The 21,584-nt window shown below is 56.1% G+C and carries 23 protein-coding genes; 5 read left to right on the top strand and 18 right to left on the bottom strand.

Annotation, left to right across the window (positions count from 1 at the left end; all coding sequences use genetic code 11):
* Nucleotides 1–27: 27 nt before the first annotated feature.
* Nucleotides 28–1,224 carry an isocitrate dehydrogenase (NADP(+)) gene (gene icd, locus FEAC_RS06295; protein ID WP_035390994.1) on the bottom strand — a complete coding sequence of 399 codons (1,197 nt, stop codon included), beginning with the start codon at nucleotides 1,222–1,224 and terminating at the stop codon, nucleotides 28–30.
* A gap of 197 nt (nucleotides 1,225–1,421) precedes the next feature.
* Nucleotides 1,422–2,597, bottom strand: coding sequence for a zinc-dependent metalloprotease (locus FEAC_RS06290; protein WP_052565834.1), 1,176 nt, complete (start codon nucleotides 2,595–2,597; stop codon nucleotides 1,422–1,424).
* 258 nt (nucleotides 2,598–2,855) lie between these two features.
* Here FEAC_RS06290 and FEAC_RS06285 point away from each other — a divergent pair, with 258 nt between their 5' ends.
* The 3 genes from FEAC_RS06285 to FEAC_RS06275 are packed head-to-tail and all read left to right on the top strand — an operon-like array spanning nucleotide 2,856 to nucleotide 4,527.
* Nucleotides 2,856–3,365, top strand: coding sequence for a molybdenum cofactor biosynthesis protein MoaE (locus FEAC_RS06285; protein ID WP_052565832.1), 510 nt, complete (start codon nucleotides 2,856–2,858; stop codon nucleotides 3,363–3,365).
* On the top strand, nucleotides 3,358–3,546 hold the full coding sequence (locus FEAC_RS06280; protein WP_035390998.1) for a hypothetical protein: 189 nt from the start codon (nucleotides 3,358–3,360) through the stop codon (nucleotides 3,544–3,546). Before FEAC_RS06285 ends, FEAC_RS06280 begins: the two co-directional genes overlap by 8 nt.
* Nucleotides 3,547–4,527, top strand: coding sequence for a rod shape-determining protein (locus FEAC_RS06275; protein WP_035391000.1), 981 nt, complete (start codon nucleotides 3,547–3,549; stop codon nucleotides 4,525–4,527).
* Here the strand turns inward: FEAC_RS06275 and FEAC_RS06270 are convergent.
* Genes FEAC_RS06270 through FEAC_RS06255 form a run of 4 tightly spaced genes read right to left on the bottom strand, consistent with a single transcriptional unit; the run spans nucleotide 4,518 to nucleotide 7,390 of the window.
* Nucleotides 4,518–5,099, bottom strand: a complete 582-nt coding sequence (locus FEAC_RS06270; protein WP_035391002.1) for a HEAT repeat domain-containing protein — start codon at nucleotides 5,097–5,099, stop codon at nucleotides 4,518–4,520. The two genes, FEAC_RS06275 and FEAC_RS06270, sit on opposite strands and share 10 nt — an antisense overlap.
* On the bottom strand, nucleotides 5,092–5,823 hold the full coding sequence (gene rlmB, locus FEAC_RS06265; protein WP_052565830.1) for a 23S rRNA (guanosine(2251)-2'-O)-methyltransferase RlmB: 732 nt from the start codon (nucleotides 5,821–5,823) through the stop codon (nucleotides 5,092–5,094). Before rlmB ends, FEAC_RS06270 begins: the two co-directional genes overlap by 8 nt.
* Nucleotides 5,820–6,899 carry a 2-C-methyl-D-erythritol 2,4-cyclodiphosphate synthase gene (gene ispF / locus FEAC_RS06260; protein ID WP_035391004.1) on the bottom strand — a complete coding sequence of 360 codons (1,080 nt, stop codon included), beginning with the start codon at nucleotides 6,897–6,899 and terminating at the stop codon, nucleotides 5,820–5,822. The genes rlmB and ispF overlap by 4 nt, the downstream gene beginning before the upstream one ends.
* 11 nt (nucleotides 6,900–6,910) lie before the next feature.
* Nucleotides 6,911–7,390 (bottom strand): CarD family transcriptional regulator, encoded by a 480-nt coding sequence (locus FEAC_RS06255; protein WP_035391006.1) that lies wholly within the window; start codon nucleotides 7,388–7,390, stop codon nucleotides 6,911–6,913.
* Nucleotides 7,391–7,468: 78 nt separating this feature from the next.
* Here FEAC_RS06255 and FEAC_RS06250 point away from each other — a divergent pair, with 78 nt between their 5' ends.
* The gene (locus FEAC_RS06250; protein ID WP_035391007.1) at nucleotides 7,469–8,248 is read left to right on the top strand and encodes a Crp/Fnr family transcriptional regulator; all 780 of its coding nucleotides are present in this window, start codon (nucleotides 7,469–7,471) and stop codon (nucleotides 8,246–8,248) included.
* Here FEAC_RS06250 and disA read toward each other — a convergent pair.
* From disA to FEAC_RS06235, 3 genes are all read right to left on the bottom strand, one after another.
* Complete coding sequence (gene disA / locus FEAC_RS06245) at nucleotides 8,156–9,256, bottom strand: DNA integrity scanning diadenylate cyclase DisA (RefSeq protein WP_035391009.1); 1,101 nt, start codon at nucleotides 9,254–9,256, stop codon at nucleotides 8,156–8,158. The two genes, FEAC_RS06250 and disA, sit on opposite strands and share 93 nt — an antisense overlap.
* A 4-nt stretch (nucleotides 9,257–9,260) precedes the next feature.
* On the bottom strand, nucleotides 9,261–10,484 hold the full coding sequence (locus tag FEAC_RS06240) for an ATPase domain-containing protein (RefSeq protein WP_236684613.1): 1,224 nt from the start codon (nucleotides 10,482–10,484) through the stop codon (nucleotides 9,261–9,263).
* Nucleotides 10,485–10,592: 108 nt separating this feature from the next.
* Complete coding sequence (locus FEAC_RS06235; protein ID WP_035391020.1) at nucleotides 10,593–13,082, bottom strand: AAA family ATPase; 2,490 nt, start codon at nucleotides 13,080–13,082, stop codon at nucleotides 10,593–10,595.
* 459 nt (nucleotides 13,083–13,541) lie between these two features.
* Between FEAC_RS06235 and FEAC_RS06230 the strand changes: the two genes are divergently transcribed.
* Nucleotides 13,542–14,540, top strand: a complete 999-nt coding sequence (locus tag FEAC_RS06230) for a polyprenyl synthetase family protein (protein WP_052565826.1) — start codon at nucleotides 13,542–13,544, stop codon at nucleotides 14,538–14,540.
* Nucleotides 14,541–14,575: 35 nt separating this feature from the next.
* Here FEAC_RS06230 and lysS read toward each other — a convergent pair whose 3' ends face one another.
* From lysS to FEAC_RS15130, 9 genes are all read right to left on the bottom strand, one after another.
* Complete coding sequence (lysS, locus tag FEAC_RS06225; protein ID WP_052565824.1) at nucleotides 14,576–16,018, bottom strand: lysine--tRNA ligase; 1,443 nt, start codon at nucleotides 16,016–16,018, stop codon at nucleotides 14,576–14,578.
* Nucleotides 16,019–16,022: 4 nt separating this feature from the next.
* Nucleotides 16,023–16,856 (bottom strand): type III pantothenate kinase, encoded by an 834-nt coding sequence (locus FEAC_RS06220; protein WP_052565822.1) that lies wholly within the window; start codon nucleotides 16,854–16,856, stop codon nucleotides 16,023–16,025.
* A 78-nt stretch (nucleotides 16,857–16,934) separates the two neighbouring features.
* Nucleotides 16,935–17,411, bottom strand: coding sequence for a 2-amino-4-hydroxy-6-hydroxymethyldihydropteridine diphosphokinase (gene folK, locus FEAC_RS06215; RefSeq protein ID WP_052565820.1), 477 nt, complete (start codon nucleotides 17,409–17,411; stop codon nucleotides 16,935–16,937).
* Entirely contained in the window at nucleotides 17,408–17,797 is a 390-nt protein-coding gene (locus FEAC_RS06210) for a dihydroneopterin aldolase (protein WP_035391013.1), read from the bottom strand. Before FEAC_RS06210 ends, folK begins: the two co-directional genes overlap by 4 nt.
* A complete protein-coding gene (gene folP, locus FEAC_RS06205) occupies nucleotides 17,797–18,603 on the bottom strand; it encodes a dihydropteroate synthase (protein ID WP_035391014.1) in 807 nt (268 codons plus the stop codon). The genes FEAC_RS06210 and folP overlap by 1 nt, the downstream gene beginning before the upstream one ends.
* Before the next feature lie 11 nt (nucleotides 18,604–18,614).
* Nucleotides 18,615–19,145 carry a GTP cyclohydrolase I gene (gene folE, locus FEAC_RS06200; RefSeq protein ID WP_035391025.1) on the bottom strand — a complete coding sequence of 177 codons (531 nt, stop codon included), beginning with the start codon at nucleotides 19,143–19,145 and terminating at the stop codon, nucleotides 18,615–18,617.
* On the bottom strand, nucleotides 19,145–19,690 hold the full coding sequence (gene hpt, locus FEAC_RS06195) for a hypoxanthine phosphoribosyltransferase (RefSeq protein ID WP_035391015.1): 546 nt from the start codon (nucleotides 19,688–19,690) through the stop codon (nucleotides 19,145–19,147). The genes folE and hpt overlap by 1 nt, the downstream gene beginning before the upstream one ends.
* Nucleotides 19,691–19,991: 301 nt before the next feature.
* Nucleotides 19,992–20,909: a tRNA lysidine(34) synthetase TilS gene (tilS, locus tag FEAC_RS06190; RefSeq protein ID WP_052565818.1), complete on the bottom strand. Its 918-nt coding sequence runs from the start codon at nucleotides 20,907–20,909 to the stop codon at nucleotides 19,992–19,994.
* Nucleotides 20,910–21,230: 321 nt separating this feature from the next.
* A complete protein-coding gene (locus FEAC_RS15130) occupies nucleotides 21,231–21,572 on the bottom strand; it encodes a hypothetical protein (protein ID WP_152623108.1) in 342 nt (113 codons plus the stop codon).
* Nucleotides 21,573–21,584 lie beyond the last annotated feature (12 nt).

The raw sequence follows: 21,584 nt of genomic DNA, 5'->3' as shown, positions 1-21,584 counted from the left end.
ATTGTGATAGCCACCCAGCTAAAGCAGCTAGATTCGCTCCGCGATCGCATGCCCGAACTCTGAACACGAGACCTCGGTCGCCCCCTCCATCAGGCGGGCAAAGTCATAGGTAACTATTTTGGCCGAGATTGTCTCCTCGAGCGCTCGAGTAATATCATCCGCTACATCTTGGAGCCCAAGATACTCGAACATCATCACCCCGGAAAGAATCACCGATCCCGGATTCACCTTGTCCTGTCCTGCGTACTTGGGTGCAGTGCCGTGGGTCGCCTCAAAGACGCCATGTCCAGTGACATAGTTGATATTGCCACCTGGCGCGATTCCGATACCACCAACTTGAGCTGCAAGTGCATCGGAGAGGTAATCACCATTGAGGTTCATAGTTGCGATGACGTCAAACTCATCCGCACGCGTGAGCACCTGCTGGAGCGCGTTATCGGCGATAGCATCCTTCACAAGCAGCCGATCACCAGGGTTGCCACCGCAGTCGTCCCAACTAACAGCTCGGTCAGCGAACTCCTCCTTTACGAGTTCATAACCCCATGCACGAAAGGCTCCTTCTGTGAACTTCTGGATATTACCCTTGTGCACCAAGGTGACACTGCGGCGATCGTGCTCGAGCGCGTAGTTAATTGCAGCACGAATTAGCCGTTGCGAACCAGTTTTAGAGATTGGCTTGATGCCAATTCCTGAGTCTTCCCGAATGTCCCAACCAAAGCTGTCGTGTAGGAATTCACGAAGCTTGGCGACCTCTGGCGTGCCCTCCGCCACCTCAAGGCCCGCATATACGTCCTCAGTATTCTCACGGAAAATAACCATATCAACCAGTTCAGGGTGACGAACCGGCGACGGTACTCCCTTGAACCAGCGAACCGGTCGCAAGCACACGTACAGATCCATGATCTGGCGAATCGCCACATTGAGCGATCGGATTCCACCGCCAACAGGCGTAGTAAGCGGGCCTTTGATACCTACGCGGTACTCGCGAAACGCCTCGATGGTCGCCTCTGGCAGCCACTCCCCAGTCTCCCGATACGCCTTCTCGCCAGCGAGCACCTCCATCCAGGAGACACGCTGGCCGTGCTTGGCAAGAGCGGTGTCAAAGACATGTTGTGCAGCCGGCCAGATATCCACTCCGGTACCATCACCCTCGATATAGGGCAACGCGACGTCAACAGGAACTACTAGTTTACCCTGATCATCGAGGGTCAGTTTTTCAGCCATGAGCCAAGTCTACTCACGAGTGCTCACGAGCTTCCAATCAGCCAAGCTGGCCATCGTGATCGGCTGTGCCCACAACAGCGAGTGCCTCGAAGAGTGATGGACAAAGGCTCTCGAACTGCTCGATAGCAGTTAAGCCAAGCGAGCCGCTGACACATGGACCACAATTACCATGAACGTCCGGCGACTAGATGAAGTGGCTAGCCATCTACCGATCGTCGCAGACGCCAAAGGTTGACATCATCGAGTTCATCGGCACTCGGAAAGAGCGATGGATCAGCCAGTGCGGCCACCAAGGCACTAATATCCTCAACTGAATCGCTGAGCTCGGCGGCAAAACGCTCCGCTCTCGCTCGCACCTCTGCCAAGGTGATCCCAAAGACCGAGGCCATCACAGAACGAGCTGGGTCTTCATCTAGATATTGGTTCATCCCCTCGATCCAGCTGGTGCTCCCAAATACCATGGGGCCGATCTGGGCCATCGCAAGCTCCACCAGCGCCTGCACCACCGCCATCGTCGTCTGCAGCTCAGCGACGTTCGCCACCTGTGCAGGACTGGTCGACTGCTGGAGCATGGCGGTGGGATCAAAATTGGTGAGGAAGTTAGGATCAGACATCGCTCCTTCAGCGAAACTCTCCATCATTCGGGTCGTGTCTGCCTTTAGGTCAAGTAGATACAGCCGTAGTTCAGTGTCGTACCGATCCTCAATCACTGGTTGGGCCATAACCCTCGCAACGATGAGTTCTCGCATACACCAATAGAGCGCAACCTCATCAAGAGGAATACTGATGGCAGCTGCGACCTTTTGTAGGTTGTTCACCACGACACCAAGCTCTCCGCGAGGTGAGAGTGGCAAGAGGAGGTCCTGGGTCCCAAGCGCAGACAGCGCATAATGTCCGACTAGCGATCCAACCTGGGCGTTCGAGAACATTGGACCGAGCGAGGCCGACAGCGAGGCTGCCAGCGAGGCAAAGTCGGTATCGGATCCAAGTGCCACATCCATAGCTCCTGGTTGCGACATCGGAGGAACACTACCTGAAAGCGCAGAGGCCAACAGATCGAGATAGGGTTTGAAGCCGTCCAAAAATCGCTCAGCGATGTCAACCGGTCTCTCGACAACGAGATGTTCGGTTGAAGCTGCCAAAGTCGAGATAAACCCTACCGTCTCTAGGTGTCGACTGGCGAGATCGAAGAGCGACTCTACTCTTGTGCGATCGGTCATGGCAGGAAGTTCGTTAGCCCCATCTGAGCCCAGGGCCAGCCCCATAAATTGCCGCCTCAAACCCTGTGGATCAATGTTCGCCGATCCGATCGCCTTCATGATGTCATCCATCATGAACTGAAACGGATTGATTGGCTCATCAGAATCAGCCACCACTACCTCCACAAAATTGACAGCATCGTCTCTAAGTGTAGCCGAGTAAGACGAGACGAGAAGTTTCTCCCAGAGGATCCACTCCCGTAATGAAGCTCTACAGCCTGCGAAACTGAACTACTCCTCTAATCAGCTGAGACCCAGCTTAAAACCTCTAGTGAATGCAGCCAGTTAGCACCGATTGTTCGAGCATGTGGCCTATCCTTTTAGTGATACAAGCAGCTGAAAAATAGGATTTGATTAGGAGGTGAAGAACAGATGGAGACCCCGAGCCCGTCACTGCCGTGGCAAGAGAAGACGACAAGTCGCTGGCTCGAGTTAACTGAGTCCCCGATCGTGTTCGACGCTGCCTATGATTTCCTTGGTCGCCAAGATGCGGGGGGTATCGTCGTGTTCTCCGGAACTGTCCGTACCTACTCCTATGAGATGGAGCATGTGTCTGCGATTCGCTACGAAGCCTATCTTGACCTAGTTGCTGAGCGATTCTCTGAGATAGCAACCACTATCGAGGAGACCTTCGAGGAGATTCGTTCTATCGTTCTCATTCATCGTGTCGGCGAAGTGCCAGTCGGTGCATCCAGTGTCCTGGTTGGCTGTAGCGCCGGACACAGGGACGCTGCCTTCGCCGCCAGCCGTTACGGCATCGACACCATCAAGGTAGCCGTCCCGATCTGGAAACAGGAGATCGGTACATCCGGTGCACAATGGTCTTCGACCGCCACTCCAATGCAAGATATTGCGTCCCCAATGAAAGGTTCCAATGACTGAGCTTTTATACGTATTGATCCCGATCGCCTTCGTGGTGATCGTTGGTATCCTTGGCTCGCTACACCGAGTCAAGCCGGTTTCGATCGATGACGGCGTTCGTTCCTTCGACAGCATGCGTCATGCCTTGGACAAGCGCTACAGGTCCGAATCTTCCTCTGGCACTCGGTCATCACACTCCTAGATGGCGCTCATCACTCTCGACATTGGAGCTGCCTTCACCCGCATTCAAGTCGCCTCCGAACCGATTCTGACCGTAGCATCCGAAGCCGCTTATGATCTAGATCATAAATCGGTAAAAGTGATTGGAGCAAAGGCACCCGAAGAGGTACTCCGAAGTGGATCAAAGACCAAACTAGTCAAGATCATGCGTCAGGGAGCTCCGGCAGACCCAGAGGCGGTCAGTGGGTTTTTAAAGCAGGCGTTGCGCTCCGTTGGCGTACGCTCGTTCGCTCGGAGTGAAGTGCTCTTTGCGGCCACTACTCACGCCTCGCAACTGGACACCGCATCGCTTAAGCGATGTATAGAGGGGCTCAACGCGAAACCAGTCATCCCACTCGAAACGCCGATAGCGGCAACGGCTGGCATCGATGAAGACGTGCTCGGCGAGGTAGGGACTATGACCGTCGTCCTAGGCGAGTCGTTGATAGAAGCCGGAATCGTCTCTTTTGGTAAGCTCGCAGCCCGAGCCACGAGTGCCACCGGAGTGAGCAGTTTTCGCAACGCAATCCGCGAATCCGTCAAAACAACATGTGATCTCGTCATCTCAGATGAGGTGGCAAACGATATTCTCACTCAGTTGATTGACTTCCAGCGGACCCATAGCGGAGCTCAAGCCAAGATCTGGGGTAGAAGCCTGGCTAATGGAGAGAGTGAGAGCGGCGTGATCGCCGAAGACACCATCTACGCCGCCATACTGCCGAGCCTCGACCTAGTCACCCAAACCGTTATCAACTGCATAGCTCAAGCGCCAAACCAACTCGTGACCGATGTGGCTGATCGCGGAGTCTGGCTCCTAGGCGGTGGCGCTCACTTGTCTGGCCTGGCAGGTGAACTCGAACGACGGCTCGGAGTCGAGGTGCACACCATACCGGATCCCGAGCTCGCAGTGATACGAGGACTCTCCGTCATCCACGCAAGCAATCCATCCAAAATCTACTGGTAAGGATCGCGTTCGAGATCGACGAAGAGCTGCCGGATCTGCGCATCACGGTCATCACGCAGCGCCTCAACGGCGGCATCGATCTCCTCGGATTCAAAGGCTACCGATATCACCAAAGCACGTCGTCGCAGATAGACATTCTTCGACGATAGGGCACTAAGAACCAATGGCACAGCTCTTGGGTCTCCGATTGCACCCAGACTGGCCAGCGCCGACTCGCGCACCAAAGGCTCATCGTGTCCCTCTGCCAGCTCGATCAACCTTGGCACGAGTGCTCGATCCTCCAGCTCTCCTGCAACGTAGGCACCGAACTCGACGACGAGCCAAGAGGAGTCGCTCATACATCGCTCGGCGAGTTCAGAGTTGCGTCGCTCGCTCGGGATCGCGGCCACTGCGGCTATACCCACCCGTAGATCGGGATCGGCGAGTGCGAGCTCCAACATATCCCCATCGGGGCCAAACCGACTCTGGTAGGCGCGATGACCTTGCGCAAGAAGCTCAGAGGGCATCTCCTTCAACAACGCCCGCAGCTCCTCACGGCTACCGCTGAGAAGTATGGAAAGCTCATTAAACACGCCGCGCACCAGCAATAGTAAACAGGGCGACTGCAGTCGCGGCACTAACGTTTAGCGACGCGACCGATGCTGCCATCGGTATCTTGGCTAGAAGATCGCATCGCTGACGAGTCAATCGGGCTAGTCCATCACCCTCAGCCCCAACGACCAATGCGATTGCCTCGGTGAGGAGGTTGCAATCCGCGAGCGCTACCTCTGCCTCAGCCGCGAGTCCCACCGTCCAAACCGACTGCCTCTGCAGCGTCGCCAGGGCGGCAGGAATGCCGGCTACGACAGCGAAGTCAAGGTACTCAAGTGCACCTGAGGCAACCTTAGTAACCGCCGGAGTAACTAGAGCACCTCGACGTTCAGGTAGGATAACGCCTCCGACACCGGCGGCGGCGGCGCTACGGAGTATCGCCCCAAGATTCTGTGGATCCTGAACTCGGTCAAGCACAAGCAGCACCACTTCAGGTGCTATGAGGTCCTCTAGCGAACGCGAACGTAGCGGCTCCGCAATCGCAAGCACTCCTTGAGGCTGAAACGAAGAGGAACGCTCTCGAAAAGCACTCTCGCTGACCCTGAGTAACCTAACCCCAGCAGCTGCAGCAGCTTCGTCGATCTCCTCATCCAAGGCGTCTCGCATGCACCAGACCTCATGTACCTCGCGTCGCCCAACCCGGAGCAGCTCGAGCACCGCCCGCCGACCCTCCACCTGGCCGCCACCAACACTACGTTCGCTCATATGATCGACGCCACCGCAAAGGTCGCGATTCCAAGGCCCGCCCCAAGTGATCCCAATCCCTCAGCTCGCTTGGCCTTTACAAGCACAGGCGCCTGCATATGAGTCTGTAGCGCACACCCGAGCCTGTCGAGCGATGAGCCAAGCCGAGGGTGCTCGGCGATAATCGTCGCGTCTACCGAGTGCACACGATAACCCCTCGCCCTCACTGCCTGGGCACACTCCGCAAGAAGAAGCATCGAGTCTGCGTCCTTCAACTCTGGATCTGTGTCTGGGAAAATATCTCCGATACCACCTATGCCGGCCGCACCCAAGATTGCATCAGCGACCGCATGAGCCAGGCAGTCTCCATCGGAGTGACCGATCAATCCGGGAGGCCCGAAATGCTCACCAGCCAACACTAAATCGCCACCGTCGTCGAGGCGAAACGGGTGAATGTCAAATCCTAGCCCTACACGCGGGAGGCGTAGACGTTCAAGATCAGCACGCCAGGTTACCTTGGAAGCGAGCTCTTCACCCGGGACGATCGTGACCGGATAGCCAAGTTGCTCAGCTATCGCCGCCTCATCGGTCGCCTCTTTCCTCGAGTTGATGATCTCAGCTAGCAGCTCGTACTGGAAACCTTGAGGGGTCTGCACGCGAACGATCTTGTTCCGATCCAGCGTCTCTCGCACCATGCGATCCTCAACAACCTTGAGGGTATCAACTGACTCAAGAGCGGGAATAACCGCAAGACATCCGCGTGCGAGTGCGGCCACCACGCGTTCAAAAAGCGCTTGGGACGCATACGGCCGCGCGGCATCGTGGACAAGCACGTAATCGAATCGGTCACCAAGTGCCCGGAAGGCGTTGGCTACAGACTCTGTTCTTGTGTCTCCACCAACGGTATAGGCGAGCTCTGAGTTCGAAGACGGAAGCTCGATCCCAGCTGGCAGGGCAACAACGATGCGATTCGAAATCGACTTCGCCCGCTCAATCGCAGCCTCCAAGAGGGTAATCCCACCAACTCGCTCAAATTGCTTTGGACCACCAAACCGCTGTCCGGATCCCGCAGCAACGATCAGGGTTCCAACAGCCAATCACTTCTCCGTTACGCGAGCGCCTTGTCGAGTCGCCCCTCAGCATCTTCAGGAGTGACCGACAGCGCAAAGGTGAGCTCAGACACCAAGATCTGCCGCGCCTTGGCTAGCATCCGCCGTTCACCAGCCGAGAGACCCTTGTCGTTGTCGCGAATCGTCAGGTTCCGAACCACCTCAGCAACCTGATAGATATCACCTGACTTCAACTTTTCAACATGATTCTTATACCGTCTCGACCAGTTGGTCGGCATCCGCGCGTCCTTTTTGCCAAGTACAGCGAAGACCTCTTCGACCTCCTCGTCGTTGATAACGTCACGTAGGCCAACCTCTTCGGCTAGGTCCACAGGCACTCGAACTGTCAAATCCCCGTAGGCAATCTTCAGGACGAAATACTCTTTCTCTTCACCAAAATCCTCCCGGCGCTCTCGATCTTCTATGATCGCAGCACCATGGTGGGGATAGACGACCTTGTCGCCGACTTCAAATGACAATGAAACCGCCTTCCAGGAAGGACACACAGTAAGGATTAACTGATCTTTTCTACTAGTATACCAGCTCGAGGACTGGGGGTGGATGTGCTCGTATGGGCCCAAGCAGGCGATGAGGAAAACGTACTCTCTCTCGTCCGACAACACCCGGTTTTTTCGCACTTCTCAGAGCAGTTCTGGACTCCCCACTTCATCAGACACAACCTGATGCTCTATCGACGTGGTGAACTCCTGTACGAGATCGACAAAGTTGCCGATGCATGCTACCTGATCTGCTCAGGACGCGTTGGCCTCCTCGCGGGAGGGACATGGGGACGGCCAACGATGTTCGCTATTAAGTCAAGGGGTAATGTTGTTGGAGATCTAAGCCTGTTCGATAACGCTCCACGCACCTCGACCGCACGAGCGTTGGAGCCATCCCTCGCCCTGACCCTACCCTACGACGTCGTGCGTGCCAACCTCACCGACAACCCAGCAATAGCATGTAGGATTCTGAGCGCCTATGCAACTCGAATACGCGCTAGCGACCAGCGACTCATCGAGGCACTCAACCTCGACCTCATCAACAGACTCGCGCGTCTGCTCCTGGAGATAGCGCAAGGGTTGACGGAGTTCGAGCTCGACGTCACCCAGGAGGAGATCGCTAGCCTCGTCGGAGCATCACGCGAGCGAACCAACAAGGCCTTGGCTACGCTTCAACGTTCCGGCGCCCTAACGATCCATCGCCATCGCGTATATCGCATCCTCGACGCAGAGAAACTAGCCAATTTAGCGCTCCAATGGAGCGACGATAGGGCTCCCACCGAGCGACTCTCTGATCAGTCGGGCCCAGTCGGGCCCGATCTCGTCCAGAGCAGCTAACTCCTGTTCAGATGCCAAGCGAATGGCAGCCACAGATCGGTATCGATCAAGAAGTGCAGCCACAGCAGGTGCAGGAATTCTAGAGATACTGCTAAGCAACCGAGACCCGCGCGATGACAAGGCGACCGATGACAGGTCGCCATGATCGACACTCACAGAGCGGAGCGGCTCACAGATCGCCTGTCGCGCTACCCAACTCGCAAACGTACGTAAGTCAGTCACATCGTCGGTCGATAGAGACCCCAGCGAATCGCGAACAGCCTCGATCTCGATGGGATCACTGTAGCCAAGAAAGTCGAAGATCAGCGAGTCAAAGCGCTCCTCAAAATCGAGCGAGATCTCCGCAGATTGCAGGGCGAGCAGCCGTCCATCGGTACCAAGTTCGAGCAGGTAGCCCTCTATCTCAGCACCGATTCGGCGAACCATCTCTCCGCGCTGCAGTGCAAAAAGAACGTCTCGAAAGGTGACTTGATCAGCGAGTTCTAGTGGGGCGAGACTCGAGAGTACCGACTCGAAGCGTTCTCGATACCGTTCCAAAGTAGAGAGCGCCTGACTAGCTCGCGAAAGGACCGCTGGGATCGGTTGTAGGGTCTGCTTGTTGTTGCGGTAATAGACCGAGATCACCGAGAGCTCCTCGGAGACCGCCACCACCACCGCATCCACGCTAGAGGCGACGCGCTCGGCAGTGCGATGGCGAGTACCCGTCTCTGTAGTCACCAGTCGAGGATCTGGAACCAGATGAACGTTCGCGCGAACTATCCTGGTGCCATTGGCTGAGAGGATAATTGCGCCATCCATCTTCGCGAGCTCAAAGAGCTTTTGTGGCGAGAATGCGGCTTCAATAAGGAATCCACCGGTACAGATCTCGAGAACCTCTGCGGCATCACCAAGTACAACCAATGCACCGGTCCGTGCTAGCAGTATGCGATCGAGGCCTGCACGCAACAGCGTCCCAGGGGCTACCTTCGCTAATGCCGTCTGTTGGAAATCAGTCGTCGACGCGCTCATCTGGCTACAAGCCTACCACCTGTAGGCGATCCGGCTTATAGAGTCCGAGCTCCTCAAGCACCTCACGGAGGTAGGGCCGGGTCCTCGGCGTGATGATCTCCTTGGCAGCCACTGGCAATGTCTGTGTGAGTGCGCGTATCGCCTCGTCCGGGATCAACTCCCCAAGGAGCCCGATCTCCGCACAGGCGACCAACGGACGCGTCAACGGAACTGAGCGTCGTGAACTCACTAAAGCAATGGCCAGTGCCAGATCAACTCGCGGATCAACGACCACGCCTCCACTCGGTACCGCCACTAAGACCTCCCGATCAGAGAGGTCAAGGTCACAGTGTTTGTCAATCACCGATAGCAGATAACGAACCCGGTCGGTCTCAATTCCTCGTGAAAGAAGTCGACCCTTCGACTTCGGCCCCACGAGCGCATTCACCTCCACAATCTGCGCGAGACGACCGACTCGTACGCCAGCCCAGGCACGTCCAACCTCGGGCGTGTCATCGAGGCGATTACTCTCCTCGATCATCCGGACGCCATGGGTCTCGAGCGCAAAGCGACGTACTCCATCACTAGGGCCAAACCGATTTTTCCGGACCATAACTCGCCTAATACCCGGTGCACCAGTGGTCTCGAGCATCAGTGAAGCGTCAACCATATGTTCCACATATCGCGGCCCCAAAAGATCGCCATCCTTTGTCACCTGTCCAATCACTACGACAACTATCTCGCGCAGCTTGGCGAGCCTGACCACCGCATCGACGAACTCCTTCATCGGTGTCACGCCTATGGCCAGGGCCTGAAGCGAATCGACTATTACAAACCTCGCCTCTGTCGCCTCGATAGCTGCAAGCGCCTCATCACTATCACGAGTAGCGAGCACAAGCAGGCGGTCGAAGGATCCTGCGAGCCTTTCCGCACGCTCTGCAAGCTGCAAGCTCGTCTCCTCTGCCGAGATATATAGACTCGGAGTCGACTCCATGATTCCGGCGGACATGCCGAGTATCAGTGAGGACTTACCCACACCGGGCTCACCAGAGACGAGCACAACAGAACCGAGAACGAAGCCGTCACCAAGGAGATCGTCAAAACCTCCGATGCCGGATGTGAGTCGTCGCTCGCGCCTGCGTTCAACCTTAAAGAGCGGAACTGGCTGCTGGTATGCAGAACCGCGTGATGACGTCTTAACCTCTTCTGCTATCAGACCCCACTGGCCACAGCTTGAACACTGTCCCATCCAGGTGAGATGCTGCTCGCCACAACCGGAGCATTGAAACTTCTGCTTCATCTACTCCGGTCTAGGACGAGGCTCTGACACTTACACACCGCAGCCTCAAACGCCTACTCAGTCGGCGCTTGAGGACTCCGCTAGCTCCATTGGAGTTGGATCGACACCCTCGATAACGCGGAACACCACGTCCTCTCCATCGAGATCGACAACCACCATCTCGCCAGCGTGAAACTCCTTGTTGAGCAGCCGCTCAGAGAGTGGATCCTCGATCAATCGCTGTAGAGTGCGACGCAAAGGGCGTGCCCCAAGTTCCCGATCGTAACCAACCTTAGCGAGATGAGCTCTCACCGACTCAGTCAGCTCAATGCCGATACCCTTCGTCTCCAGTTGCTTCTGAATTCGCTTAAACAACAGATCGACGATCTTCTCCACCTCTGGCTGCGTGAGCTCATGGAATACGATGACCTCATCGATGCGATTCAAAAACTCGGGCTTAAAGTGTGTCTTGAGCGCCTCATTCAACTTGATTCGCATCTTCTCATGGTTAACAGCATCCGTACTTCTAGAGAAACCAACCTGACTCTTATGAAGATCAGCACTCCCAAGGTTGGAGGTCATGATCAAGATCGTGTTCTTGAAGTCCACCGCCCTACCTTGCGCATCCGTAAGTCTGCCATCCTCAAGAATCTGGAGCAATGTATTGAAAATATCCGGATGTGCCTTCTCAATCTCATCAAAGAGGACGACAGAAAATGGCTTCCTGCGCACCGCCTCTGTTAGCTGACCACCCTCGTCGTATCCGACATACCCAGGAGGGGAGCCAACAAGACGCGCAACCGTGTGCTTCTCCATATACTCACTCATGTCGAGCTGAATGAGGGCATCTGGATCACCGAATAAAAACTCCGCCAGCGTCTTGGCTAACTCGGTCTTTCCGACTCCGGTCGGGCCTAGGAAGATAAACGACCCAGAGGGGCGTCGTGGATCCTTAAGGCCAGCATGTGTGCGGCGAATCGATCTCGAGAGCGCAGATATGGCCTCCTGTTGACCGACGATACGGCGATGGAGCTCATCCTCCATCCGCAGCAGTTTCGCCGTCTCCTCCTCGGTGAGTCGATTGACCGGAATGCCCGTCCACATCGCCAGAACCTCGGCTATGACCTCTTCATCTACGACACCGTAGCGCTCCTTGCCCTCCTCTTTCCAGGAGGCCTCCAACTCGCTCTTGCGCTGCGCGAGCTCACCTTCTCTGGTAGAGAGTCGCTTGGCTTCGTCAAAGTTCTGCCGCGCGAGCGCCGAATCTTTATCCTTACGCGTGCGCACGAGATCATCGTCGATCTTGCGCAGCTCCGGCGGTGAGGTGACGCGCTTGATTCGCAACCGACTACCAGCCTCATCGATAAGGTCAATGGCCTTGTCAGGGAGGAAACGATCAGAGATATATCGGTCCGCCATGTTTGCCGCCGCCACCAGGGCCTCATCCGTGATAGTCACGTTGTGGTGGGTCTCATAGCGCTCACGCAGACCCTTTAGGATCTCGAAAGTATCCTCGATCGAAGGCTCACCAACCGTGATCGGCTGGAACCGGCGCTCTAGAGCTGCATCCTTCTCGAAATGCTTACGATATTCATCAATCGTCGTGGCTCCGATCGTCTGCAACTCCCCACGAGCCAACATTGGCTTCAAAATGGAGGCGGCATCGATCGCACCTTCGGCAGCCCCAGCACCAACCAACGTATGAATCTCGTCGATAAAGAGGACGATATTCTCCTTGGTTCGCACCTCTTTAAGCACCTTCTTCAAGCGTTCCTCAAAGTCTCCGCGGTAGCGACTACCGGCGACGAGTGCCCCAAGATCAAGAGTGTAGATCTGCTTACCTCTTAGTGTGTCAGGAACGTCACCTTGGACGATCTTCTCGGCAAGCCCCTCAACAATGGCGGATTTGCCAACTCCAGGCTCACCAATCAACACTGGGTTGTTCTTCTGGCGCCGCGATAGTACCTGCATCATTCGTTCGATCTCACGATCGCGTCCGACCACCGGATCGAGCTTGTGCTCGCGGGCCATCTGCGTAAGGTTCCGCCCGAACTGGTCTAGTACCGCCGAGCCTCCGGATTGCTCTTGACCAGTAGATGGGCCAACTCCGGCGCCAGCAGGCTGCTTCCCTTCGTAGGTGGTAAGAATCTGCATGACCTGCGAACGGACTCTGGTCAGATCGATTCCGAGGTTCATGAGAACCTTCGATCCAGTCCCTTCGCCCTCTCGCACCAGACCGAGAAGCATGTGCTCGGTTCCGATGTAGTTATGCCCTAGCTGTAGCGCTTCGCGCAACGAGTACTCGAGCACCTTTTTCGCGCTAACCGTAAAGGCCGGTGAGTTAGGGGTCGGGCCAGACGAAGGCTCCGCAAGCTTCACAACCTCTTCACGCAATCCTTCTAGCGTGACGCCAAGCGACTCCAGCGCCTTGGCGGCGATTCCATCACCTTCGTGCACCAGACCAAGCAATATGTGCTCAGTCCCGATGTAGTTATGGTGGAGAAGCTTGGCCTCCTCTTGAGCGAGTACCAATACTCGGCGAGCACGATCCGTAAAACGTTCGAACAAGTTAACTGCCTCCTCATCGAGATTCCCTGCCGGAGTCACCCGGCAACACAACCTCGATCTATATTCCCATCAGTCTAGTCAACACCAATGACGAGCTTTCCATGCCCGCCAAGATCATGAAGGTTTCAGCAGTCTCCTTTGACTGACAGCTCATCGCCAACACTATCCAACCAACCTACCTCACCACAATCCCCTGACGATTTACGCCCCACAAGTTGACAGCACCGCCGCTCATCTCCTGTCTCGTGCACTCGCGCCCTATTTGTCACAGCTGCTTGTCTCATTCCTGACTGCTATCGTCTCCCTGAAGGGCAAACACAACCACGAATTTATCCAATCCTGAATTATGCCATTTACCAGCCCATCGGTCATCTATTGGCGACCGGCATTGTGCTTACATCCCCAGAGCCTCTAGGGTAGAGGTCGGTGGAATACGAAATCAGTCTAACAGAGTCCTGGATGAGCCGATCCTTAGTCCTTCTCGAGGAACAGCTACGCGAGGTCGCCACGACAGGCGACCCGATGATCAGCGAAGCGGCAACCCATCTAATAGCAGCGGGCGGGAAACGGGTTCGTCCGATGATCTCCTTCGCCGTTGCTCATGCCCTTGGATGGTCTCCCGAGAAGATAGCATCGTTCTCCGACTCCGCAATGGTGCAAGGCGCAGTAGCTGTAGAGCTAGTCCATCTCGCATCGTTATACCACGATGATGTCATGGACGAGGCGAGCGAACGCCGAGGCGTCCCGAGCGTCAACCTGAAGTTCGGCAACTTGATCGCCATCGTGACAGGAGACTTTCTACTCGCCAAGGCTGCTGGTATCTCAGCGCGACTGAGCCAAGAGATCGCGACGCTATTAGCTGATACCCTTGCTCGCATGTGCGAGGGCCAAATCCTTGAGGTGGCCGCCGCTCATCGACTCGATCGCAACCGAGCAGAATACCTCGCCGCCATCTCCGGTAAGACCGCATCCCTCATGGCTGCATCTGCTCGCATTCCAGCGCTGATTGCGGGCCTCGGCGACGACGAGGTGACCATGTTCACGGAGATAGGCGAATCGATCGGGATGGTTTTTCAAATTCGAGATGACATCATGGACATCTTTGCACCGAAGGAGGTTCTGAAAAAAGAGCCTGGCCAGGATCTCGTCGAGGGCATCTACACATTGCCAGTCATACTCCTCCTCGCGGACCCAACCGCTGGGAAGACGCTATCCCAACTGCTCCCGCACGCCAGTACATCGAGGAACCTTCGCCAGATCGCAGAGCTCCTCCGTAGCTCTGGAGCTCTGGGAGAGTCACTTGCTGCAATGGAACAGTACCGAGACCGGGTTACCAAGCTAGTTGCCCAACTCGATCACTACGATTTCAGCTGGGTGATCAATCTCCTCGCGCAGCTCATAGACTCCGCCCACGTGGCGGTCGGTCAAGGAACTGGATTTTTGCGGCTCGCCACCTGAGAGGCCATTAGTTCCATCTCTGGCCGGGTAGTAAGCTACAGCGACTCTGGCCGAAGCGCAGGAAACGCAATGACCTCCTTGATGTGAGGTGCATCTGTCAAGAGAATCACCAGACGGTCGACACCGATACCGAGTCCACCTGTGGGCGGCATACCATGCTCAAGTGCACGGAGAAAGTCCTCATCGAGCACCATCGCCTCCTCGTCACCCTGCAATCGTGCCTGCGCCTGCTGATAAAAGCGCCTTCGTTGTTCGTCGGGGTCGTTTAACTCCGAATACGCGGTGCCGATCTCCCGTCCGAGTATCACCAGGTCGAACTGCTCAACACGACCAGGCTTGGATGGATCACGGTGATCGCGAGCCAACGGGGAGACCTCCTTTGGGAAGTCGAGCACGAAAGTTGGCTGCACAAGAGCAGACTCGACTAGGGCCTCATAGAGCGAAAACAGGACACGGCCAGGGCCATCACCGGTCTCGACCTTGACACCATGCTCGGCTGCGAGATCAGCGAGACGTTGACGACCGTGCTCAAGTAGCACCGGTTGCCCAAGCGTCTCAGACACCAGCTCCTCCATGGTCGCCCGCCTATATGGTGGCGCAAGGTCGATGATCTGACCTTGGCAGGATACCTGGAGAGAGGCCCGAGCTGCGAGCGCAGCATGTGAAATCAGCGTCTCGGTGAGCTCAATCATCCCGTAGACGTCGGTGTAGGCCTGATATACCTCCAACATGCTGAACTCCGGATTATGGCGAGGGGACAGTCCTTCATTACGGAAATCACGTCCCAACTCAAACACGCGCTCAAAACCGCCAACCACGAGACGCTTTAGGTAGAGTTCCGGTGCTATCCGCAGGAAAAAGTCAGTATCGAGCGCATTGTGGTGGGTCACGAAAGGCTTCGCAATCGCGCCCGATGCGATCGGCTGCAAAATGGGGGTCTCGACCTCCATGAAGCCACGATCACCAAGGTCGCTGCGCAGTTGCGCCACGATTCGAGACCTTAGCTTTAACCTCTCGCGCACCTCAGGATTCGCCCAAAGATCGACGTAACGCTGCCTGTATCGAGTATCGGGATCGCTGATTCCCCGCCACTTATCACCAAAGTTGCGTCGCGCATGCGCTAGGAGTTGCCACGAGACAACCTCTATCGACAACTCGCCGCTTCTCGAGGTCATCACCTCACCGTTCACGCTGATCCAATCACCAAGAACGCGCTGATGTACAAAACGATCGAAGTCGGCTGCTGTCTCACGCCTCAACAGCAGTTGGATTTTCCCACTTGAGTCAACCAGATCGCCAAAGGCCAACCTCCCCTGTCGACGAAAGCGCATTAGCCGCCCGGCGACGGTCACCTCTCGCCCGCTTCTCGTATCCGCCGGCAGGTCTCCAAAAGACTCGACCAACGAACCGACAGCCTCTACCCCGACAACCTCATAAGGTATAGCCTCGTCAGCAAACGCCTCGGTCTCATGCTCCATCGAGCTACCCTCCTTCGCTAATCCGAGTCGCCAGATGACGGTTCCGCTCCCACGTGAGTCTAAGACCATGAAGCGTTAACCATGGCTCGACCTCGGTGATGGCGGGTATGAAGGGGGCCAAAAGCTCTGCCAGCCCGCCGGTCCCGATCACGGTAGCCGCCCCGATGATCTCCTCGGTATCAGCCACGATCTGGGCCACCTGACCTCTGACACCATAGAGTACACCAGCCTGGATCGACTCTACCGTTGTCTTGCCTATCACCGATCGCGGCGCTACTAGTTCAACCTTTCTCAACGCCGCCGCCCGTGACACCAGCGCATCCAATGAGACGATCACTCCAGGGCAGATCGCGCCGCCGAGATAGTCTCCGTCGGCGGTGATCACGTCAAAGGTGGTAGCGGTACCAAGGTCGACGATGATTGTCGCGCCTTGGTAGAGGTCGTGTGCACCCACGGCGTCGGCCAGCCGATCAGGTCCGACCTCGTTCGGGTTGTCGTAGAGCACTCTCAAACCAAGGTCAAGTCCACGACCAAGAACCAAGGGTTCGACCCCTAACCAGCGGCGTGACAGATCGATCATTGCTTGAGTCGCACTGGGTGCAGAGGAGGAGATGATGACGCCGACCATCTGTTCGGACAACGATAGGCCACAAACATCGACAAACTGGCGCAGGAGCAGATAGATCTCATCCGACGTTCGATCGACCCTGGTGGCCAACCTGAGGTGCTCTAGAAGTCCATCTTCGGCACGACGTCCTAGCTCAGGGCGGCTCAACTCATAAAATCCAAATACGGTGTCCGTGTTCCCAATATCAACAGCGAGCAACAGCTCTCCCATAATCGCTCCTTCCTGCGGAGTTCAGCATCAGCCAGCGTTGGTCGGCTGCGCTCCCATATCGTTAAGCAACCGGCTCGTTCATACCCAGCGACTACCGACGGTATCAAAATCGGCAACCTTGACCACCTCGTCGGGATAACCGCCGACATAGCCAAACTTCATCGCCAAATCAACATCAACCTCAGCGAGTGGAACGAGGACAAAAGCGCGCTCAGCCACTCGGGGGTGAGGAAGAGTCAGCTCGGTACTCTTAATCGAAAGACCAGAAATCGCCAGAATATCGATATCCAGTGTACGTGGGCCAAAACGCACCTGTCGTTCACGCCCATAAGCAGCCTCGATACGATGAATCAACGCAAGTAACGCGAATGGCGATCGGTGCCACTGAAATGCCATAACTGCGTTGAGATAGTCTGGCTGATTCGGCGGCCCTCCGACTGGAACGGTCCTATAGAGAGACGAGACTAATTGTTCTCCTCCCAAAAGCTCAAGCGCGCCCTCCATCTGGCGTTGAGGTTCGACAAGATTTGCCCCCAGCCCGAGGTATACCTTCAACTCTGCGCCGCCGCACTATCATCACGGAGTTGGGTCGCCAGCGTCACGGTCACGCCATCGCAGATCAACTCGAGCGGAGGCTTGCACTTTGTCACCGAGACCTCGATTGTATCAACCCGGGTACAGTCAGCATCGCGAACGATACCGTCGATGATCCGTTCAGCCAACGTCTCGAGCAACCTAGGAGCGGGCATCAGTGCTGTCGGGATCACCCGATCGATCACCGCATAGTCAAAAGTCGCCCCGAGATAATCTCGTTGACCGCGCTCAATGTCAAGGATCAAGCGGATGCCTATCACAATCGGCTGAGGGGTCGATCGCTCGGCCTCAGTCAGCCCGACGTGAGTCATGAGTTCGATGCGCGCTATCTCGATTACGTCACTCACTAAGATCCCTCCGTCATCTTCATAGCCTCAACGAGTCGAAGATACTCAATCACAGGGGAGACCTCGTGCACACGCACTACCGAGGCGCCATGGGTCAACGCCCAGATATTCGCCGCAAGGCTTTGTTCCTCGCGCTCGATCGGTGCAGCCATCTGTTGAAGTCGCGTAAGGCTAGCTAAAAACGACTTGCGAGAGACTCCCACCAGAATTGGGGTGCCAAGATCGAGAAAGCGAGTTAGGTTGCGGAGTAGGGCTAGGTTGTGATCGACGGTCTTGCCGAAGCCAATGCCCGGATCAAGATAGAGCTCTCGAACTCCAAATTTTTCTGCCTGGATGCGACAGCCTTGGAGAAAACGATAGACCTCTTCGACGACATCGGCGTAGTGAGGTGACTGCTGCATCGTCTCTGGAACACCTTGAGCATGCATAGCTACCCAGCCAGCTCCAAACTCAGCTGCAGTCGCACCAAGCGATGCGCTGACATCGTTAACGATGGTCGCGCCGGCTCGAAGTGCTGTCTTTGCAACACGCTCTTTACGGGTATCGATCGAGACCACACCATCCTCGGCCAACGCCTCCACCACAGGCAAGATACGGCGTAGCTCTTCAGTTTCGGACACCTCTTGCGCCCCTGGCCTGGTCGACTCACCGCCAACGTCGACGATACCAGCACCTTGCGCGAAGAGATCACGGCCATGACGGATAGCGTCTTGAGTGTCAACATAGCGCCCACCGTCAGAGAATGAATCGGGGGTCACATTGAGGATGCCCATGACCACCGGTCGCATTATCTGATTGGATCCCATCGCGTCGCTCATCACGGATTCCCGGAGTCAGAGCCCGAAAGAACAACCCGAGTGGTTACCTGAGCACCAGGTTTGCCTACCCCGCGCATCGACATACACATATGCTCCGCCACCACACACACACGCACGTCCTTGGCTCCAGTTATGGCGGCAACGTCAGCGGCAATATCGCGTGTCATCCGTTCTTGCAGCTGCAGACGGCGGGCGTGACGCTCGATGACATGCACAAGCGCCGAGAGCCCCACCACATAGTCCACGGGCTGGTAGTCGACGCTCACTACACCAAAAAATGGTAGCAGGTGATGTTCGCACAAGGAGTAGAAGGCCACTTCATCGATGCTGACCAAACCGCTTCGCTCCAGCTCAAAGCGCACCGCGGATGGCTCGGGCTCGCTCATGCCCTGTGTCGCCGCTTCGAGGAACGTGATCCACCGATCCGGCGTACGCGAATACACCTCGTCTCCAAAGCGAGTATCGTTGCGCTCCCCAAGATAGGTGAGCAACGTCTCAACCGCTGTTACAGCTTCATCGCGACTCGTCACTAGAGCGTCTCTCGATATCTTGCAATGTATGAGAGATTCCGATATTTCTCGGCAACATCGAGACCATAACCGACGACAAACTCCCGAGGAATGGAGAATCCGACATAGTCCGGCGTTACCAATTCCCGCTGCTCGCCCTCCTTTAGCAACAACGTGCATACCTTCAAGGTTCGAGGGTTACGCGAACGCAGGTTGTGGAGTAGATAGCGAAGGGTGAGACCACTTTCAATTATGTCCTCGACCAAGATGACATCTCGATCTACAAGATCGATATCAAGATCCTTGATAATCCTCACCACACCTGAGGTCTTCGTCGCATCTCCATACGATGAAACCGCCATGAAATCGACACTGACCGGAAGGTTGATCTCCCTTGCAAGATCGGTCATGAATACAAAGGCTCCCTTGAGCACCCCAATCAGGAGGGGAGAGAGTCCCTGATAGTCCTGGGTTATGGTCTTACCAAGCTCCGCGACTCGCTCAGCGATCCGCTCGGCACTAACCACCACCTCGCCGAGATGCCCGTCCTCGTCACGCCAACCCATACTTTGAACCTCTCTCTGCGAGTCCACCCACGCGATCCATCTTAGAACAGCCACATCCTCGACACTCTCAGAGACGAAGCTTCAACACTTCAACATCCTGCCAGGCGGTTGCCGACACACTCATTCCGACCTCTCCTCACCGGAACTAGCGGTCTACCTTGGTGCCTCATCCAAGGATGAGGCACCAAGGCGCCATCCCTTCGGACTTGGCGGACCAGGCTCAAGTAACCGTCCACGTAGGCGCGACTATATGGGTTCAACAACCAAAGTAGACCTGCTAACGACGTCTCCCTGTTACCTGCTAAAGCTGCAACAGACGGTTTCCGTCACGATCGACAAATACAAGCCCATCATGGACTCTTCGGACAGTTATTGCATGCACGATCTGGTGAGCTGGTCTTTGGCCGATAGCAACTTGACGGATCTGCTCGAGATGATCGCCATTCAACCTCAGTCCTAGTCCAGCCGTGATCAAGGAATTCAGTCTGTGTCGCGCGAGTACAGGAGGTAGGTCTTCGAGTCCCTGTGGTAACTGACTCAAAACCGCTGAAATCGCCTCGGCATACTCCTGGGAATTAGCCGCCGTGCGCGCCAGAATTGGAACTACATCACGTTGGAGGATATCGGCCGCCAGTGGAAGTAACTCTGCACGCACGCGATTGCGCACGAATCGCGGATCCCCATTGCTGGGATCATCAAAGATCCATACTCCTGCGGCCTCACACAAAAGTCGGGTCTCACTTCGACGCAGACGTAGGATTGGGTGCCTCCTCCCCGGCTGCATGGCGCCGACTCCGACGAGTCCAGCACCGCGCAGTAGGTTCGCGATCACGGTCTCTGCTTGGTCGTCCATAGTATGGGCAGTAGCGGCTCCTCCAAGAATGGCTAACCTTGCCTGGCGGGCTCGATCTTCAAGATTGCCGCCGGCCTCTACGTCTACGCGACACTCCAAGAGCCCGATTCCGAATGGCGCCAACGCATCAGCAATCATTCTGCCCTCGGTGTTAGAGTCCGAGCGGAGTCCATGGTCTACGTGGACACCAAGCACTTGCTGACCATTTGCCCATGCCAGCAGCGCTAGACCCATGGAGTCGGCACCTCCAGAGATTCCGATGCGCACTGGCCCAGACCCCCACAGATCGAGATCAGAGCGAGCCAGAAGTTCGCGAAGGGACGCGCCTCGAGTTTTCAGCTCTCTCTCTAGCTCCTCCCGGCGCACGCTAACGAGCCTACTCGTTACATCCTCCCCACCCCTACGGACGGGGCTTCCTAGGCTGCTCATGCAGCTTCGGCTGGTTGACGCTTCACTGGGTCTGGGTGCTTGTTAGCGTGCGATGTCCCTCCACGTCCTTAGATCACACCTAGAACAACGTAGGCTCGTGTATGTGGGGTTGATGGCGATGATTTCTACTGGGGTTATGGCATTGGGGTTATGGTATTGATAGCTTTGTCAGTGAGCCGTCTGTGGAACATACCCCAGCTCTGTTCGAGGATAGACCTGTTGAGTCCGGACTTCTGAGCAACGTTCTTGCCTGGGTTCTCAACCGTGCCCGTGGCCGAACGGATCATGTTCTTGACCCCCAAATCCTCTAGGGCAATCAGGTCGTGGTCCACTCGATCCAGTCTTTGCGTCGATCGGTCTCCTTTGCTGATAGCTAGCTATAGCTAGCTTTGTAGCATTACGACGGTTGGAGCCTTTGGTCTGTCTAGCTAGTTTGCGTTGTAGTCGCCTCTTAGGTTGGCGCTCTCGGTTGGTGAGTAGTTTCATATCGAGAAACTTGTCCTTGGACGTAGCCACCGTATGAGTGACACCCATGTCCAGGCCGACTATCTCGCCGGTAGGCTCGCGTTCAATCTGTGGAGCTGGACGGGTGAAGCTCACACCATCGTCCGG

The sequence above is a fragment of the Ferrimicrobium acidiphilum DSM 19497 genome, from assembly GCF_000949255.1.
GTDB classification, from domain to species: Bacteria; Actinomycetota; Acidimicrobiia; order Acidimicrobiales; family Acidimicrobiaceae; genus Ferrimicrobium; species Ferrimicrobium acidiphilum.
Note: the sequence above shows the minus strand (reverse complement) of the source record. Positions and strands in the feature narration are given on the sequence as shown.